Genomic DNA, 17,709 nt, shown 5'->3' on the forward strand with positions numbered 1-17,709 from the left:
AAAACAACTCTTTCGATAAACTTTGAGGATGTAGCTTGCGTGTGCATTGATGATTTTGCACTGTGCAAGCGAATGGACTATGGGACGATTATGATTGACAGCCTTTCTCACAAAGTCATTGATCTGATCCATTCAAGGAGTACGGAAGACGTAGCCGAATGGTTGAAACTATTTCCCCATCTCATCTTGGTTTCTCGAGATGGGGCCACATTATACAAGAACGCTGTGACCGAAGCCAATCCAGACATTCATCAAATATCTGATCGGTTTCACTTGCTAAAAAATTTGACTGACTATGCCAAAAAAGCTATTCAAGCAGTGTGCTGCCATCAAAGGTTATCTTGGCACCACCAGGAAACGCTATTGAAGTGCCTGTTGATAAAGCAATTGAACATTACACAGCTTCCGATAAACAAAAAATGATACGGGTGGAAGAAGTTCGGGAGCTAGCGCGTCAGGGCATGTCTCAACGACAAATTTCCCGCTATTGCCATATAAGCCGCCCAGCGGTGAAGAAATATCTAGATCCCACTCTTACCATCAAACAACCGTCACAACGGCATGTGCGCCTTCTCGACCCCTTTCGGACAAAAGTCTATGAGGGCATCAAGGAGGGGCATACCATTGCTCAAATCAATGACGAATTAAAAAAGCATGGTTACAACGGGAGTCAACGAACCGTTGGTGAATACGTTCGAAAACTGAAAGAAGAACAAATTCAGCAAAAAGATAGCTACTCTGTATCTCGGCATGCGTTTATTCAGCTTTTATATCAGAAAGAAAGCAAAATTAGCTCAGATAATTTGGCAATTATCTTTGAACTCTATCCGAAATTGCCAGTAATCATAGAAACCGTTAAGCAATTTTCTTTTTGTTTATTAAAGGGACATTCTATTTCCCTGTGTTACTGGCTTTCAGAGGTTAAAAATTACGGGATTCCTCAGTTTAATAGTTTTATTAAAGGTGTATTGAAGGATCTGACCGCTGTCTTAAATAGTACCATCTATCCTTACAATATCGGCCTGGCCGAAGGCCACATCAACAAATTGAAACTTATCAAACGGATCATGTATGGTAGAGCCAACTTTGAAACACTAAAAAATAAAGTGCTCTGAAATTCTTTCAACTAACTCAGGAAAGAACCATTTTCGATGCCGTATTCACAAAAAAGGTAAATGTGCTTAACCCTAGTGTAATCAACAATCATCCGTTACAGCTCCTTCAACAAAGCTTACAGTATATATTTTTCAATACCTTGATATGCTGAAACCGTTCGGTTTCGATCTGTATCCTTTATTTCAAAAGCAAGTTGCGGCTGGTGTGGCGTTGGATCAAAAATATTTTGGTTGTCTAACTGAATAGGAACAATATCGGGCTATCTTTCCATTTGGGTACCTCCGTTATCTATGATAACTGAAGTATAAACGGAAAGACTTCTACTTGAAATCTACCTGATTATTTGGCGCTTACTTTTGAAAGACAAAGAAAGCCTTTAAAATTAATTGTATTTCTTTTTAACGAAATATATATACAAATAACAATTTTATAAAAAGTGTTGCGATTTATATCAAATATGTGTTATTATATCTTTAGAATCCACACAATATTTGACTTGGAAATAGCATATATGATATTCAATATTTACTCTATCATTAATGTGATATGGAAAGATAGCCATCCTATTTTCTTTGGTACGCCGGCGTTTTATCAACAGATTTATAGGATATGTCTATATGGGGACTTAATGTCAGCTGCAATGGACGAGTATTTTACTTGCAATGTTATGTATGCGTTTTCTGTGAAAAAACAGGGTTCTAAAAATATATTTTACTTGGGGGAAAAACACATGGAAATAGTTACAAAATATCTTGGCATCCATAAAGAAGAGAGTACTGTGGCATTACATTACTTAAATTCGGATGAGTTGGCAAGGGAGTATATTTTTGTGAACGAAAAGGATGCAGAAGACTTCTACAATACGTGCAAGAATTTGGATGAGTTTATGGATCAGGTTCCAGAAGAAAAACGTGAAATTTATCATAACGAATTGCTTGCAAATTTATTTAAAGAGAAAGAGTATGAATTAAACATATATAATGCTCTGCCCGAAGAAGATTCGAATGAAGAGTTGCATAAAGAGATATAGAATTCACTTTCTAAAATGATGAATATTTGCGAATACGGCTGCTACCAAACGGTAGTGGCTTTTTTTGTAAAACGTTTTCGCAGAATGCGGTTAAAAATAATGATAGTGATTTCAAATGAGATATAGTAAAATTATAGTTAACAAAAAAATCTTGACAGCTACGCAATAGTTAGCGATTTTAATACAATAGCTTTTACGTGAAATAGCAATTTTTTCATTTTCTATAACGTAATCCAGAATTTAATAGATCATAAAAAAGGGAGTTCTTAATCAATGAAAAAAGTCAGAAAAGCAGTCATCCCAGCAGCCGGATTCGGCACGCGTTTTTTGCCGGCTACCAAGGCGATGGCGAAGGAAATGTTGCCGATCGTCGATAAGCCGACCATTCAATTCATCGTGGAGGAGGCCATCGCATCCGGCATAGAGGAAATTTTGATTGTGACCGGGAAAAGCAAACGGGCGATCGAGGATCATTTCGATTCCAACATCGAATTGGAGATGAATTTGCGCGAGAAGGGCAAGGACGATCTGTTGGCGCTTGTCCAGGAGACGACAGGCGTGCGCATCCATTTCGTGCGCCAATCCTATCCGTTGGGATTGGGCCATGCCGTCCTGCAGGCGAAGGCTTTCGTCGGTGACGAACCCTTTGTCGTCATGCTTGGGGATGATCTGATGCAGGACGAGGTTCCGTTGACCAAACAGTTGATGAACGCCTACGAGAGCACACATGCCTCGAACATCGCCGTCATGGAAGTTCCCTATGAGGAGACGTCGAAATACGGTATCATCGATCCGGAGCAAGAACTGGAGCCGGGACTGTTCAACGTCAAACGCTTTGTGGAGAAACCGAAACCTGAGGATGCGCCGAGCAATTTGGCCATCATCGGCCGCTACCTGTTGACACCGGAAATCTTCGAAATTCTTGAGAACCAGAACCCTGGTGCCGGCGGCGAAATCCAATTGACGGACGCCATCGACACGCTGAATCAGACGCAGCGCGTATTCGCGAAGCGCTTCGAAGGAACCCGCTATGACGTCGGCGACAAGTTCGGTTTCCTGACGACCACCATCAGCTACGGTCTGGAGCATCCGCAAGTCAAAGACCAATTGAAGGACTTCATCATCGCGTTGGGCAAGGAACTTTCCGCAGCCGAATAGCCACGCCTAAGGTGTGCCTGCCAACTACCCGGTGAGGCGTTCCTCACCGGGTAGTAAACATGCTGGCCTCTATTCTTCTCGGCGAAGCCGCCCCCACCGGTAATATGCCCTTAGTGGCAACCGGATTTCCCGATGGGGCTTCGTTCACCGAGAAAACCAAAGGAAATGATACCCAGATTTCCGGCTTCGCCGGGAATCATAAAAAGAAAGACCAAAGAATGCCAACTACCCGGTGAGGCGTCCCTCACCGGATAATAAACATGCGGCACCTCCATAATTCTCGGCGAAGCCGCCCCCACCGGTAATCTGCCCTTAGCGGCAACGAAATTTCCCGACGGGGCTTCGTTCACCGACAATACCAAAGGAAAAGATACCGGGATTCCCGGCGAAGCCGGAAATCACAAAAGGAAAGACCAAAGAATGCCAACTACCCGGTGAGACGGTCCTCACCGGATAATAAACATGCGGCACCTCCATAATTCTCGGCGAAGCCGCCCCCACCGGTAATCTGCCCTTAGCGGCAACGAAATTTCCCGACGGGGCTTCGTTCGCCGACAATATCAAAGAAAAGGACACCGGGATTCCCGGTGAAGCCGGAAATCACAAAATGAAAGACCAAATAAAGCCGTTTTCACAAACTCCAGAAGAGACTCTCTCTTTTGGGGTTGTTCTTTTTAAGTACAAACAAATAGGTTGTGAAAGCAGAAGGAGAGATTTATGAAAGAGAAAGGACGTAAGATCGCAATTTGGTCAGTAGTGGTGCTATGGATGATCGTCATTTTCAAGTTGTCCTCGCAATCAGGCGAACAATCGAATGACCTGAGTCTGGGCGTTAGTGGACTGATCGCCGCTCTGATTGAGAAAATCAGTCCATCCAGTGATGCGTTGGCATTCAACCATATCATCCGGAAATGCGCGCATTTCTTTGCCTATCTGGTGCTGGGGATGGTTGTGCTGTTTGCGATGCGCAAGATGGGAATATCCGACACGAAAGGGATTCTATTGACGATGGCGGTTTGTGTCGTCTACGCCATCAGCGATGAATGGCATCAAGGCTTCATCCCCGGCAGGACTCCGAAGCGGCTGGATATCCTCATCGACAGTTGCGGATCTCTGCTTGGGACTATCCTGTACAGTCGCATATTGGAGAAAAAATGGGAACTATTCAGGCCATCAAAACAGGAACAATAACTAACGGAAGGAAGGATACGATGGAGAATCAGCGTTGGATCGCATTTTATGTCTCGTCCCACGGCTTCGGTCATATGACGAGATGCTTGGCAATCATGGAAGAACTTTTGGAGACAACCGATCATACGATCTATCTGGCGAGCGGCGCCTATCAAAACAGCTTCGCCCGCGTTTACCTGGCCCGCTTCGGCGATCGCGTGACCTACAAAGACATCCGCACCGAAGTCGGCCTCGTCAACCAGCCGAACAGCCTACAGGTCGACATCCCGCGCCTGGAGCAGGAACTGACCGATTTCATGGCCAGCTGGGACACCGTCATCGCGGAAGAAATCGCCTTTTTGCAAACCAAACCGGTCGCCTGCGTCATCAGTGACATCAGCATTATCGGCATCCTCGTGGGTGAAAAATTGGGTGTGCGCAACATCGGCATCGCAAACTTCACTTGGTGCGAGCAGTACGAGCATCTCGGCCTTTCCGAAACCCTAATCGCCCGCTTCAGGGAAGTCTACGCCAAACTGGACCTCCTGATCGAATACGACCTGATGCTGCCGACACATGATCTGGATGTCCCAAGAAAACAGATCGGCTTCCTGGCCCGTAAATTCGATCCAGACAGAATCGCAGCCATTAAAAACCAATACGGCCCAAGCATCTTCATCACCTGCGGCAAATCCGCCGACTTAAACAACATCCAAGTCGACAACTACACCGGTACCATTTTCACAACTAGCGGCATCAACATCACCGTAAACACAAATGCAAAAGTCGTCCAACTCCCAGTCGAAACCTTCGACACCCACAACTACCTCGCCGCCAGCGACATCATCATCGCCAAAGCTGGTTGGGGCACCATATCGGAAGCACTGCTTTCCAAACGAAACCTAGTGCTGATCGAAAGGGAAGGCGTCCTGGAAGACACCGAAAACATCGAAGAACTGAAACGCAGAGGCGTCGCAGTTTCGATCAAGGAAACCGACTTGGCGCGGATCGATTTGCATGCGATCAAGGAGTTGATTGCAGATAATATTGTCAGAGAGAATCTGGACGCATACCAAGACGCGGTGGGGGATATCATTCGTGCTCTAAAAATCTGAGCAACGCCAAAGGTGTGCCTACCTCCGATTAGACAAACCTTAACCGAAGCAAAGTATCCGCATAATAAGCTCAACTTCGACTAGCAAACGCTGTCCGGAGTTGAGCTCTTTTTTCGGAGGCCGAACTCCGGCGAACCACCCCCTAGTCGGAGCAAAACGAAATATCGGAACGCGGGTTTATTTGCATAAAGTATGAATCTACAAAAAGTTCAAATGGGCAAATGCGTATATTATCAGTGAAGAGGATAGCACGGGCGTAATTATCGATAAGAAGCGATGTCCATTTGATGCTCACCCGAACACGAGGAAACAAAAACGATTACGCTGTCACCGAAAATTGGTGTCTTTTTTCATATCCAATGGCTTGTGCTCAAAAGAATAAAAAGTGATTATTGAATAAAGTTATCATATATGATAACATGTAACCAAAGGAAGTATTAGTCTTGGGGTGAATAGATTGGCATACGATGTTGAATTTTACCAAAAAGAGAATGGGGAAGTACCAGTACGCGATTTCCTCGAATCCTTACCGCCCAAATTAAGAGCTAAGACTTTTCGAGAAATTGAACTATTAAAAGATCATGGACCTGACCTTAGAGAACCGCATACCAAATCGATAAAAGGGAAAGAAAACAAAGGGATTTATGAATTGCGAGTGAAGTTCTCGACAGATATCTCCAGAGTATTTTATTTTGCTTATACAGGCAGTACCTTTGTTTTGCTCCATGGCTTTGTGAAAAAAACGAATAAGACTCCCTCAAGAGAAATAGAGAGAGCAAGGAAATATAAAGAGGATTATGAAAGAAGGTGTAATGATGAGTAAATTGGATGTTAAAAAAAAATCTGCAGGAGTAAAGTTTGACGACATTAAAGCGCAACTAATGGAAGATGCGACATTTGAAGATGAATACAACAAGCTACAGCCAAGATACGAATTGATTTCACAGATTATCGAAGCAAGGAAAAGTATGAAGATGACTCAAGAAGAGCTTGCTAAAAGAGCCGGAACTAGAAAGTCTAATATTTCTAGGCTTGAAAGTGGTTCTTACAATCCTTCATTAGACTTCCTTATCAAAATCGCTAAGAGCTTAGGAAAAGACGTGCACATCGAAATACGTTGACGATTGCTCTTGAGAATGAAACTGAGGGCATCCTAGCAACGCCAAAGTGTTCCTATCTCCGATGAGGCCTACCCAACCGGAGCAAAACATTCGCATAACAAGCTCAACTCCGGCCAGCGTTTGCTAGTCGGAGTTGAGCTCTTTTTTCAAAGATAGAACTCCGGCGAAGCCGTCGCAGAGGTCGTCCAGCTACAAACCCCAACAAATCACGCCTAAGGTGTACCAGATCATCAAATCCCCGGTGAGCCGTCCCTCACTGGGAATTTTATTTAGTTTCACTCCCAACAACCGACATAACAGATAACTGTCGTTTGTTCGACTAATTTTCCGTCCCAACGATCAACATAACAGACAACAGTCGTTCATTCGGCATATTTTCCTCACTCAACAACCGACATAACAGGTTTGTCGGTCATTCGACATATATGCCCTTAGCAGTAACTAGCTTTCCCGACGAGGCTTTGTTCACCGATAATACCAAGGAAATAGATACCGGGATTCCCAACGAAGCCGCCTTGAACGGTAATATGCCCTTAGTGGTGACTGATTTTTCCGATGAGGCCCCATTCGCCGGGAATCACAAAGTGAAAGAAATCTAGAATGCCAAATACCCGGTGGGGTGAGTATTGCGATCAGATTGAGCCAGCGAGTGCGAGAAATAGAGCCGCCTAATGCGGAAAGGGAAAGCCACTGATTTATCCATTTCGGGATAAATCAGTGGCTTCTATGAATTTAACGCTAAAAATTTTGTATCAGCTCCGTAGCAATTTCAAGCAGTCAGGAATTTTGAAAGTATGTAACATGACTTTTATTATTATCGTGTTAAACGCCTAGCTTTTCTTTCAACGCTTCTGTAAGCGTCAGAGAAAAATTAATGCCTTTTTCATTGCCGAGTTCATTTAAGTATTTCGGGATTGTGAGTGTTTTTTTGACAACTTTATTGTCATGCTGAGATTTATATTTTTTGAAGTTGATGTCGACGAGTGTCTTTATTTGATTTTCATGCTGAACATATTCAATTTTATCAGGCAATGGCAGTGGTTCGCCATGCTGCAATTTATCGATAACAGCAAAACCGATATAATCTCTGGCCATTGTGATGGCTTCCGCCAAATCTTTTCCTTGCGTAAATCCATCTATGTCGGGTATTTCAACAAAATAGGGATATTCTTCATTTGGATCCACAGTAATATAGATAGGATAAATATAAATTTTGTCTTCAATCATTTTTTGTGCCTCCTTTTATGATAGGACAGGGGGATTATTTAACGAAATCCGAAAGAAGTCTCCCACTTCTAAACGTTTCGGTGCATAGCACCAGTGAAAGTGGGAGATGAATTTCGGTTCACCATCGGTGAACATTACTTCTCAGTAAGCCGTGCATTTTCTTTGGACAGAACTGGCGTTCGTTGTATAATGGATGCGAAAAGAACCGAGCGGAAAAACTCCGCCGGAAAGGAAGAGTTTTTATGTACCACGGAAAACGATTGCTGATTCGCAATCAGACGAAGCTGAAGCCAACGTTGGATGCTTGCAATAAAGCATCCGCCGAAGTGTGGAACCTGTGTCTGCAGAAAGCCAAAGACCATCATCTCGCCACCGGCAAGTGGATAGGCAAGACGCAGCTACAGACCGAAACAAAACAAATAGTCGCACTGCACAGCCAGAGCATCCAAGCCGTCGCCCACAAATACCTGAATGCACGCTTATCCGCAAAAGAAGCCAAAACCGCCGGACGCAAGGATGTCCGTTACCCATACAAGGAAAAGTTTTTCTTCAACACCAAGTGGGTAGGACAAGCCTTCTCCATTGAAGGCAACGTCGTCACCCTGTCGATGGGTATCCAAAACGGCAAACGCCAAACGCCACTGAAACTGCAGGTGTCCGGATTGGATGGCATCGCAGTCGAAACCATCAAGGAAGTGGAACTATGCCATGATACCCATTATTATTTGTCCGTCACCTACGACGATGGGATGGAAAATCCGCCCTTGAAACAGCAGCAAGCAGCCTCCGTTGACTTAGGCGAAATCCACAGTATCGCCTCCTTTGCGGAAGACGGCGCTTCCGTCCTGATTAGCGGACGCAAGGTGCGCAGCATACACCAATTACGCAATAAGAAACTGGCCGAACTGCAACGGCTGCAGTCGAAGTGTAAAAAAGGCTCCCGCCAATGGCGAAAATACCAAAAAGCCAAAAACTTCGTCCGCACCAAGAGCGCCCGCCAACTGCAGGATGCCTTGCACAAGACAACCAAAAACTTTGTTGACTGGTGTGCCGCACAGCAGGTTTCGACGGTTTACGTCGGTGATGTGGAAGGCGTCGAACGCAACACCAAAGGGAAGAAGCGCAAAAAAGTGACGCAAAAGCTATCCAATTGGAGCTTTGGCAAACTGATGGCCTATTTGACTTACAAAGCCAAGGCCAAAGGCATCGATATCCAAAAGGTAGACGAAGCCTACAGCACGCAAACATGTCCTGTTTGCCACAACCGCAAGAAACACACCGGCCGCAATGTCCGTTGTGCGTGCGGATACAAGAGCCACCGCGACATCCACGGTGCCAAAAACATCCTCAGCAAGACGCTGTACGGCGATTTCCTGCCGTGGGCGATTGAGGAGCAAACAAAGTATCTACGACCTTGTTAGTGAGTAGTAGATGGCGCGTCACCGCCCACAAGCAGCGGAAGCTGTTTGCGTTGCTTTTTGTGGAGGAGCCAAGCAGTCATTTCCCGTTGGGAAAGGCATCGGCAACCGCCGAGCCTGGCCGCAACGGTCCTTTAGACAAAAAGAAACCCCCACTTCAAAATCCGTCAGGATTTAAGTGGGGGAGTGTTCATGCCCATGCTTTCTGATTAGTGCTTTTGCAAGACGCTCGTTGGTTTCTTTATGCCGCACAATCTGTTCTTTGACTTTTCCGTTCGTATAAATATCATGGTTTCCGCCATGGTTTACAAACCACCAACCATTATCTTCGAAAAGCTTTATTAAATCTCGAGTTTTCACATCCCTAACTGATTTTCTCAATATGATTATACGTGTTTTGTACGTGTTCATCACATTTGGCATGAATAACTGAATTAAGCAGCACTTCTAAAGGCGAACGTAACACCTGAATAGATTATACAACTGAAGATAACCGTTCACGCCTAAGGTGTGCCAGATTCATCATATACTATTACCGCTCGCTGTTATAACCAGCGACTACTATTTACTATTGGGAGTCCAAAATAGGCATCAACTTCTAGTTTCGATAGAAGTTGATGCCTATTTCTTCCGGAAAAATCATAGCGACCAATAAACGTAATAGCAAAATAACGATAAAACTAAATATTTTGTGAATGTTTTTAAAAAAAGTATATCAAATTATCATAAACAAGAATATTATATAAGGTATATGTCATAATAATGCGTAATTACAGATATGTGGGTGGTTGTTTTGTGCATGTATCAGAAACTGAAACAATAATGACACCACTGCAGAATTGTCCTCTTGTTTTCAAGAAAGCATGAATAACATTTAAGATGAATTGTTACTGAAAAAGAGTTTGATCAAAACAAACAAAATGCTAAGGAACATAATAACAGGAGGTCATTATATGTCAGGGAAAACAAAAAGAAAATACGATCATGAGTCAATGCTAATTGCAAAATCCATAACACAATCATTAAAAAAAATTTCTGAAATACTTCCACAGTATTATACTAAACAAGATTTAATTAACGAATACAAAAAATATTATCCTTTTGACTGGCAAAGATTAGTAGAAAGGCAACAAAATTATCAGGAAAAAGATGTATTTCTTATCTCAAAGAGAATAAAGAAGAGGTATTATGCAAAAACTGCAGATGAATTTTTCTTCTCATTACCCAAGGTAAAGCATATGTTATCAGAAGGAATGAGAATTAAGTACTCTAATAATTTTGAAATTGAGCTTGTATTAACCAAAATAAAAGAACTTGAGAGTAAGAGGACTATTGCTAATGAAAAAATCACTTCTCGAATAAGGGAATCAAAATTAAATGCCCAAAATGTTACGCCATCGTATCTGGATTATTATATAAAAGATTACCATAAGAAGGGCATTACAACTGAAGAAAAACTAATAATTGCAACAGAATTAGCTAAGTTTGATACTGATGAAGTCACAATATTCTTTAGGAAACTGAATGATTCAGAAAAAAATGACATGATCAGAAGGCTTAGTTATGATCATCTTATTGATTTTGGGCATTATGCAAAATTAAGGAAAGGATTCAAAGGTAAGAAAAAAAACTATCAGACAGAGAGAGTAAGCTTGGAGGATGTGAGACCTCAAGATTTATACACAAGGCTGCAATCACACGCTGTCAATAGTAAGCAACGGTATGATTATTTTATTTCTCATAGTAGCATGGATAAAAAACGAGTTAGGGATATTACTAATGAGCTCAATTTAAAGGGGAATTTATGTTACTGTGACTGGTCGATAGATGATATTTTTTTGAAACGCGAATATGTGAGTGAGTACACTAAAGAAGTATTAAAAGTACGAATGGAACAATCAAATAAATTGCTATTTATTAGAACTAAAAATTCTATGAAGTCCGATTGGGTAGAATTCGAATTGAAATATTTTGAACAATTGGGAAAACCGATATATGAGATTAATCATTTAGAAAACACAAAATCACTATACTCACAGTTTGACATTGAAAAAGTTAAAAGGAAGGTCAGATAGTATGGCTATGATAACGCATATATTTTACATTTTAATAATCATATTACTTTTATTGATCAGAGAAAAGATTAGTTTTAAATCTGGTTTAATTGATTTATTTTTATTGGGAGCGCTAGTATTAATGGTTGTATATTTGTTTAATTACTATGAAATTACGAAGAATATTCAGGTTACCCAATTTTTTGATTCACTAAAACTAATATTGCAGATAATTTTATTATTAATAGGTGTTATTATTTTTCTGCTTGCAATCATAGGATTTTGGGGAAAAAGATATACACTTAGAGTGGACAATTTCAATATTGGTGGTATTAATGTACTTTTTGATAGATCTAATGAAATATTTATTAGGGCAGTAGGCGGATTATTGGAAACTAAAAGGAGTATATTTAAATTTGATAAAAGAGTCGATAATATTTATGAGGTGTTCAATTCATATTACGAAATATACAAGTATCTAAGAGATAATATAGAATTGTTAGATTCGGAAAAAGATATAGAGTTGTATTCACTTACTTTAGGGATGATAAGTCAACTAAATCGGTTTTTAACTAAGCATCAAAATGATTATCGAAGGTGGTATGATAAAGTTTCCTCAGATGATAGGGTATGCATATATGATAAGAATCAAAACAAGTATACTGAGGAAATAATCATATTTCATGGAACAACTATTCAAAAAATCCAAGAACAATATTATAGATATGATGAATTAGTTAAAGACTTTGAGACTTTAAATAGATCATTTTCTGATAATAGAATCGCTACTGCTTTTAAATTAAAGAATCATTACTGGGAGGAGAATATAGATGCATAAAACTTTTATAAGTTATCACCACGCAAATGAACAAGACTTAAAAGATGACATAGTTAAAAAAGGAGTAACTGGTGGTGAATTCCTTGATAAATCTGTTGAAGACGGAGATATCGAAATAGATTTATCAGAGGATACAATAATGAAGAAAATAAAAAAAGATTTTCTGGAGGATGCAAGTGTTGTTATTGTTCTAATAGGAGAAGAGACTGCCAACAGGCCATATGTTAATTCTGAAATTCAAACTGCTTTGTGGGGAGATAACAGATGTGGATTAATAGGCGTTGTGAGAGATGAAGTTTATGATAAAATTTATGAAACAACTGTTTGTAAACATAGCGAATGTAATTGTGGAATATATTTAAACTCACCAACCAATACTTTTGAAGATAAAATTCCTTATTTGATTAATAAAAATCATTTCATTTTAGGAGATGGAGAATCTACTGCACCACATTTCAATAATTCTGAAGCATATTGTAGCATATATAAATATACAACCTTCTTTAATAATATGGAAATGTATATTGATGAAGCGTTTAATAAAAAAGATAAAAATTTTCCAGTGATTAAAAGAAATAGTGCCGACACAGCTACGATTTAATATTATATGAGGCGTAGTAACTTGCATCCTTGAGGAGACATCAATTGGGCATTTGTTAGTTAGGATAATACGAACGAGAATGGAGGATTATGATGGGAGTTTTTGATTCATTCAAAGAAGTTATCATGCAAAAACCGGTACATTTGAAGAAGCCGGATTTTTATAAGGCAGAAAGTGATGCAAAGAACCAATTGGAGCGGTTGGAGCAGCTTTACGCCACTGCCCCGGATAAGGTGAAGCCGCAGATAGAGCGGGATATCAAGCTGCTTTCCTATGGCATTGCCGGGGAGGAGCAGGTTGCGTTTGAGCTGAACAACAGCTACCTGCCAATCATCGTCCTGCACGATCTGCGCCTCGAGCACGAGGGATTTTCGGTGCAGATAGACTACCTCATTATCACCACGAAGTTTTGCCTGATCGTCGAATGCAAAAACCTCTTCGGCAACCTCGAAGTGAACAGCAGAGGCGAGTTCATCCGCGAACTGGACTTCAACGGAAAACGCAAAAAAGAAGGCATCTACAGCCCCGTAACCCAAAATGTTCGGCATATGGAAATGATCAAACAGCTGCGGTTGGCAAATAAAAAGAATCCCCTGATGCGCGCAGCGTTAGAGAAATCTTTTGGCGATTTTCACCGCTCCGTCATCGTCCTGGCTAATCCCAAAACTGTTATTAACCTAAAACAAGCGCCCAAAGCAATCAAAGACCAAATCATCCGCAGCGACCAACTGATCGCACACATCAAAAGATTGCTGCGCGAAAGCAAAGATTTGTCATCTTCCGAAAAAGAGATGTATGAGATGGCGGACTTTTTCCTGAATTTGCATACAGAAAATACCGTCGACTACACAAAGAAATATTTCCAGGAGGCGGATTCTGAAGCGGCATCAGAGACTGAAGCGAGCGGCCGATCTGAAATAAGTATTGAGGAATCACCGTTATATCAGGCACTCAAACAATACCGCTATGTGACGAGCAAAGCGGAAGGAATCAAGGCCTTTCAGATTTTCAGCAATGCGCAGCTGGAGGCGCTGATTACTGCGATGCCCCAAAATTTGGAGGACATTAAGAAGATTTCTGGGTTTGGTGATGTTAAGTGCGAGAAATATGGGGAAGGGATTATTGAGATAGTGAGTAAGTATAGAGAAGCCGGAAGTCATTAAGACCAAAGGGTGCATGTGGACAATCGCATGCTGATCCACCTGAATATCGACTATGGATTTCACCTTGATAACATCAACTTACAGTCATGATATTGCTGGAATAGACGGAATATTCAAACCCATCAGCGCGGCTTTTTTATTTATCCGGGCCAGAACGAGCTGGGTAGAGAATATTTAAATTAGCATAATGCAATGTGATGGAATAGATGTTCGGTTCAGTATTCATTTTAAGCTGGTCAACACAGAGTGCGTGTTCTAACAAAAAGCAATTCATTCACTGGTAAAGGAGCTACCCGATATGGGAGTATTGATATTCATCATTTTGTTGGCAGCTATGGTAATAATCCCGCCACAGCAAGGCCATTTCAAGTCATCCGGATACAAAGATGCGAGCGGCCACAGTTTTTTTGAAACAGTAACGGATCGCGGGCGCAATGGAGAGTATTTGACCTATTCCTATTTGGAACGTTTCGGCGAGGAGCACAAATTATTGACCAACGTTTATTTGCCAAAGGAAGACGGAACAACTACCGAAATCGACCTGATCATGATTACGGCAACTGGTATCTATGTGTTCGAGTCAAAGAATTACAGCGGCTGGATTTTTGGGGACGAGAACACCAAATTCTGGACGCAATCACTGAAGGGCGGAAAAAAGTATCGCTTTTACAACCCCATTTGGCAGAACAAGAAGCACATTAGCGCGTTGAGGAAGCACCTTAAACTGGGTAACGACGTGTTTCGCTCCTACATCATCTTCAGCGAACGCTGCGAATTGAAGAAAATGTTCGTCCATTCTCCGGAAGTCAAGGTCATGAACCGGAATGTGTTATTCAGAGAGGTCGAGGATGACATGACTTATCTGCCGGATCGTTTGAGTGTCTTGGAGATCAATCAGATCTACAGCGAATTATCGCGGTATGCCCTGGCGGATGCTGCCACGAAACAGGCGCATATCGATGCTATGACATGGCGAAAGTAGTCATTGGAATTCCAAAAGGCAAAATGAATGAAAAATAGAAAATGCACTAAATTACCCGCACTGATATAGTGAATGCGGGTAATTTAGTGCATTTTTTATACAACAATATTTGAAGATCTCTTGCAAGGGCCGACATCACAGGCAGTTGTCGGTTGCTCGGCATATTTATCTCTCTCAACATCCGTGTCAGTCAAAAAAAAACGGCTGATGGCGGTATGAAACCCACAATAGTGAAATAATTTCCATGCTGTACGCCGCTTCTTTGATTATTTGCGTATATTGTTTATGTGGACCGGAGGATACCTCGGCACAATACCAACAAAGCCAATTTTCAGGGGATGATCATAGCCGCATTACTGTTGCAAATGATTCATTTTATGGGTGCCTAGCTTCGATGGTATTGTGTGAAAGCCACTAAAACGTGCACACAAAGGAGCTGCTGATTTGGAAACATTCCTATTTTGTCTCTTCCTGGTCTGCTTTATTGCGCTACTGCCTAAAAAGAAATTCAAGAAATCCGGTTATCAAACCGCGAGCGGAAATAGTTATTCCGAAATCATGATGGGGATAGGCATTTACGGAGAATTCCTGACCTATTCCATCCTGGAAGATTTAGGTGATGAGAACAAATTACTGACAAACGTGTATTTGTCCAAGGTAGATGGCTCCACCATCGAAATCGATATCATCATGATTGCGCCGACCGGCATCTATGTCTTCGAGTCGAAGAATTACAGCGGCTGGATATTCGGCGATGAACATAACAAATACTGGATGCAGATGTTCCCAAACCAGCAAAAATATCAGTTCTACAACCCGATTTGGCAAAATAAAAGGCATATCAGCGTGCTTAAGGAGCATTTGGGATTGGACGATGAGGTGTTCCGTTCCTATATTGTTTTCAGTGAGCGCTGTACGCTGAAGAAAATGATCGTCCATTCCCCGAAAGTGAAGGTGATGAACCGGGATGAGCTGGCCTGTGAGATTGTTGAGGACATGGCGCAGCTGCCGGAACTTTTGAGCCTCTGGGAAATCGAGCAAATCTACAATGAATTGGCTAACTATTCGTTTGCGGACGACGCGACGAAGCAAGCCCATATCGATGCGATCGGAGGTAGAGACTAAATAAGAGTGGACAGCGCAACTATTACGAAATAAACGGCATATACCCGGTGAGATACTACTCGGCGGGTATATTTAATGGATATGGAACCCGAATTACCGGCGAAACAATCCACACTGGTAAATCTGCCCTTGGAGGAGACCGGAAATCTCTGTGAGGCCCTGCTCACCGAGAAGTCACAACTAAAAGCTACCGAAATCCCCGGCGAAGCCCACATTCATCTTATTTTTTTCGTAGAACAAGAACTGCTGGCAAAAGCCATTGATTTATCGCTTTCCGGATAAATCAATGGCTTTTTTAATTTTTAGGGTTACACATTTCATTCGCCCGACGTCTTTTCATATAGAGACTACGAACGGGGCCGGAGATTACCGCATCGTTCAGTCCTACACTATCAAACGAAAGCAGGGCGATGAGAATGGATAAAATGATGAACGGAATAGACATATTGGCGATGGGTTACGGGTTCATCCCGAAAATGGTGATGAGGGATAAGCAGCTGACGGTCGAGGCGAAGGCGATCTATTCTTACATAGCGTCTTTCGCCGGCAATGGAAATACGGCATACCCGTCGGTCGATCTGATCTGCGATGAGCTGCAGATCGGCAAGGACCGTTTCCAGAAGCACAAAAAATATTTATTGGAAAAAGGCTACCTCGTCATCCAACGCGGCGCTGCGACCAACGGAAAATTCGGCAACAACCTTTATGTGATCCGACAGGCGGCAGCCAACGAATCGGAAGCAAGTGAAAACGAAGAGGCAACGGAAAAGGAGAATCCGTTGCCTACTTTTACGGCTGAGGCGGACAAGTCAACGGCAACTGAGACGCAGGTCAATCATGTCACTAATAATAACAAGAGCAATAATAACAATCTTATAAATAACAAAACCAAAGATCTTTATGAAGAAGATGAAGACGACACTGAAATCATAACAAAAGAAAAAAAGACCCCGGACAGCTTCGCCTACTGGCAAGAAAAATGGACTGAGCACTTCGGTGAGCAAACGCCATACACCCGGATGATTCACCAAGGGCTGCAGCAGTGGGCAACTTGCTTTGGCGATGAGGAGGTTGTGCTGCACGCCTTCGTCCGGGCCGGCCGTTACGGCGGGAAATCCTATGCCTATCTGGACAGCATCCTGCGCAACTGGTGGGACGAAGGCATCCGCTCCATCGAGGAGATCTATGACCGGGAGATTGCGGAACGGTATTGAGGCTAGCGGATGGTATCGGGAAAGATGGATGGATCTCCGACCAGGAGTACGTTGGCCGGAGAAGATATATTTCGGGACGGCCGAACTCCGGCGAAGCCTAGCCGACCGGAGGAGACATTTTTTTGGAGTCTCTTCTCCGGCGAAGGTATTGTTCAGCGGAGGAGAGTGGTGAACTCCGATGAAGGGCGTTCTGGATGGAGCAGGGAGACTTTGGCGGTACTCAGCTCCGGCGAGAGAATGTTGGCCGCAGCAGATTTATTTCCGGTCGGCCGAACCCCGGCGAAGCCTAGCCGCCCGGAGGTGACATTTTTGTGTGGTCTCTTCTCCGGCCAGGGTGGAGTTCACCGGAGGAGAGTGGTGAACTCCGATGAAGGTAG

General features: G+C 42.5%; 19 protein-coding genes. 17 read left to right on the top strand and 2 right to left on the bottom strand.

Annotation, left to right across the window (positions count from 1 at the left end):
- Positions 1–39: 39 nt before the first annotated feature.
- The 8 genes from BM101_RS14550 (at position 40) to BM101_RS04050 (ending at position 6,710) form a co-directional block, all read left to right on the top strand.
- On the top strand, positions 40–423 hold the full coding sequence (locus tag BM101_RS14550) for a transposase (RefSeq protein WP_087033589.1): 384 nt from the start codon (positions 40–42) through the stop codon (positions 421–423).
- Positions 342–1,115 carry a transposase gene (locus tag BM101_RS04020; protein WP_245825791.1) on the top strand — a complete coding sequence of 258 codons (774 nt, stop codon included), beginning with the start codon at positions 342–344 and terminating at the stop codon, positions 1,113–1,115. The genes BM101_RS14550 and BM101_RS04020 overlap by 82 nt, the downstream gene beginning before the upstream one ends.
- 731 nt (positions 1,116–1,846) lie before the next feature.
- Positions 1,847–2,146 (top strand): hypothetical protein, encoded by a 300-nt coding sequence (locus BM101_RS13875; protein ID WP_143084420.1) that lies wholly within the window; start codon positions 1,847–1,849, stop codon positions 2,144–2,146.
- A gap of 273 nt (positions 2,147–2,419) precedes the next feature.
- Complete coding sequence (gene galU, locus BM101_RS04030; protein ID WP_087033592.1) at positions 2,420–3,304, top strand: UTP--glucose-1-phosphate uridylyltransferase GalU; 885 nt, start codon at positions 2,420–2,422, stop codon at positions 3,302–3,304.
- Between the two features lie 717 nt (positions 3,305–4,021).
- A complete protein-coding gene (locus tag BM101_RS04035) occupies positions 4,022–4,495 on the top strand; it encodes a VanZ family protein (protein WP_087033593.1) in 474 nt (157 codons plus the stop codon).
- 20 nt (positions 4,496–4,515) lie between these two features.
- Positions 4,516–5,589: a glycosyltransferase gene (locus BM101_RS04040; protein WP_087033594.1), complete on the top strand. Its 1,074-nt coding sequence runs from the start codon at positions 4,516–4,518 to the stop codon at positions 5,587–5,589.
- 457 nt (positions 5,590–6,046) lie between these two features.
- Complete coding sequence (locus BM101_RS04045) at positions 6,047–6,412, top strand: type II toxin-antitoxin system RelE/ParE family toxin (protein ID WP_087033691.1); 366 nt, start codon at positions 6,047–6,049, stop codon at positions 6,410–6,412.
- On the top strand, positions 6,405–6,710 hold the full coding sequence (locus tag BM101_RS04050) for a helix-turn-helix transcriptional regulator (RefSeq protein ID WP_087033595.1): 306 nt from the start codon (positions 6,405–6,407) through the stop codon (positions 6,708–6,710). Before BM101_RS04045 ends, BM101_RS04050 begins: the two co-directional genes overlap by 8 nt.
- Positions 6,711–7,532: 822 nt before the next feature.
- Here BM101_RS04050 and BM101_RS04055 read toward each other — a convergent pair.
- A complete protein-coding gene (locus BM101_RS04055) occupies positions 7,533–7,937 on the bottom strand; it encodes a type II toxin-antitoxin system HicB family antitoxin (RefSeq protein ID WP_087033596.1) in 405 nt (134 codons plus the stop codon).
- 242 nt (positions 7,938–8,179) lie between these two features.
- On the opposite strand from BM101_RS04055, the gene BM101_RS04060 reads away from it, so the two are divergent.
- The gene (locus BM101_RS04060) at positions 8,180–9,358 is read left to right on the top strand and encodes an RNA-guided endonuclease InsQ/TnpB family protein (RefSeq protein WP_087033597.1); all 1,179 of its coding nucleotides are present in this window, start codon (positions 8,180–8,182) and stop codon (positions 9,356–9,358) included.
- A gap of 171 nt (positions 9,359–9,529) precedes the next feature.
- Here BM101_RS04060 and BM101_RS14555 read toward each other — a convergent pair whose 3' ends face one another.
- Positions 9,530–9,778: a type II toxin-antitoxin system HicA family toxin gene (locus tag BM101_RS14555; RefSeq protein ID WP_342746174.1), complete on the bottom strand. Its 249-nt coding sequence runs from the start codon at positions 9,776–9,778 to the stop codon at positions 9,530–9,532.
- Positions 9,779–10,308: 530 nt separating this feature from the next.
- Between BM101_RS14555 and BM101_RS04070 the strand changes: the two genes are divergently transcribed.
- The 8 genes from BM101_RS04070 (at position 10,309) to BM101_RS04105 (ending at position 17,332) form a co-directional block, all read left to right on the top strand.
- Positions 10,309–11,430: a TIR domain-containing protein gene (locus tag BM101_RS04070; protein ID WP_218149875.1), complete on the top strand. Its 1,122-nt coding sequence runs from the start codon at positions 10,309–10,311 to the stop codon at positions 11,428–11,430.
- Between the two features lies 1 nt (position 11,431).
- Positions 11,432–12,247, top strand: coding sequence for a hypothetical protein (locus tag BM101_RS04075; protein ID WP_087033598.1), 816 nt, complete (start codon positions 11,432–11,434; stop codon positions 12,245–12,247).
- The gene (locus BM101_RS04080; protein ID WP_087033599.1) at positions 12,240–12,848 is read left to right on the top strand and encodes a TIR domain-containing protein; all 609 of its coding nucleotides are present in this window, start codon (positions 12,240–12,242) and stop codon (positions 12,846–12,848) included. Before BM101_RS04075 ends, BM101_RS04080 begins: the two co-directional genes overlap by 8 nt.
- A gap of 92 nt (positions 12,849–12,940) precedes the next feature.
- The gene (locus BM101_RS04085) at positions 12,941–14,011 is read left to right on the top strand and encodes an NERD domain-containing protein (protein ID WP_177194366.1); all 1,071 of its coding nucleotides are present in this window, start codon (positions 12,941–12,943) and stop codon (positions 14,009–14,011) included.
- A gap of 298 nt (positions 14,012–14,309) precedes the next feature.
- Complete coding sequence (locus BM101_RS04090; RefSeq protein WP_087033601.1) at positions 14,310–14,993, top strand: nuclease-related domain-containing protein; 684 nt, start codon at positions 14,310–14,312, stop codon at positions 14,991–14,993.
- A gap of 444 nt (positions 14,994–15,437) precedes the next feature.
- On the top strand, positions 15,438–16,118 hold the full coding sequence (locus BM101_RS04095) for a nuclease-related domain-containing protein (RefSeq protein ID WP_087033602.1): 681 nt from the start codon (positions 15,438–15,440) through the stop codon (positions 16,116–16,118).
- A gap of 75 nt (positions 16,119–16,193) precedes the next feature.
- Entirely contained in the window at positions 16,194–16,400 is a 207-nt protein-coding gene (locus BM101_RS04100) for a hypothetical protein (RefSeq protein ID WP_087033603.1), read from the top strand.
- A gap of 134 nt (positions 16,401–16,534) precedes the next feature.
- Positions 16,535–17,332 carry a helix-turn-helix domain-containing protein gene (locus BM101_RS04105; protein WP_177194367.1) on the top strand — a complete coding sequence of 266 codons (798 nt, stop codon included), beginning with the start codon at positions 16,535–16,537 and terminating at the stop codon, positions 17,330–17,332.
- The last annotated feature ends 377 nt before the right edge of the window (positions 17,333–17,709 follow it).

It is taken from the genome of Trichococcus palustris (assembly GCF_900114465.1).
Classification (GTDB): Bacteria; Bacillota; Bacilli; order Lactobacillales; family Aerococcaceae; genus Trichococcus; species Trichococcus palustris.